The organism is Citrobacter sp. VF227 (assembly GCF_052950715.1).
Genome location: NZ_JBRFVF010000099.1, coordinates 1 through 707 on the forward strand (window position 1 = coordinate 1; position 707 = coordinate 707).

General features: G+C 54.0%; 1 protein-coding gene. It reads left to right on the forward strand.

From position 1 onward, the window contains the following. Window positions 1-91 precede the first annotated feature (91 nt). Window positions 92-707, forward strand: a 616-nt coding sequence (locus tag ACU8YC_RS25265) for a M20/M25/M40 family metallo-hydrolase (RefSeq protein WP_446895999.1), incomplete at its 3' end; no start/stop codon positions are given.

Consider the following 707-nt stretch of genomic DNA (forward strand, 5'->3'; position numbering starts at 1 on the left):
TAAACGTATTCCCCTGATGATAATTATCTCCGTTCTGAACGCTTTTTTAGCGATGCTGCTGATGCGCATTATTCTCTGATAAGGAATGACCATGGATTTGGAAAAATACATTAATGAACTGCAAACGCTGGTCAACGTTGACTGCGGAACGCAAACGGTCGCAGGCGTAGCCCATATCGCCGCGGTGATGCGTGATCTCTGGCAGCAGGAAGGCTGGCAAACGGAGCTTGTGGATTTGGGGAGTGAGGTCGGCCCGGCGTTGCTGGTAACTAATAAGCCTCATGCAACACAATACGATGTGCTGCTGGTCGGTCATCTGGATACCGTTTTTCCGCCAGGAACGGTGGCTGAACGCCCGATGAGCCGCGATGAACACCGTCTTTACGGCCCCGGCGTTTCTGACATGAAAAGCGGCCTGCTAAATATTCTCTGGGCTATGCGCTCGTTACCCGCGGAGCATCTGGCGCGTTTATCTATTGCGGTAGCAATGAACCCGGATGAAGAGACCGGCAGCGTTCACTCCAGCGAGTGGATTGCTGCGTTGGCGAAACGCGCACGTTGCGTGCTGGTCTGTGAGGCTGCCCGGGCAGATGGCTCTTTGGTGAAAGCGCGTAAAGGTGTGGGAGGCTATCAACTGACGTTTGACGGTGTGGCGTCTCATGCCGGCAATGAGCCGGAGAAAGGACGTTCTGCCATTACCGCTTTTG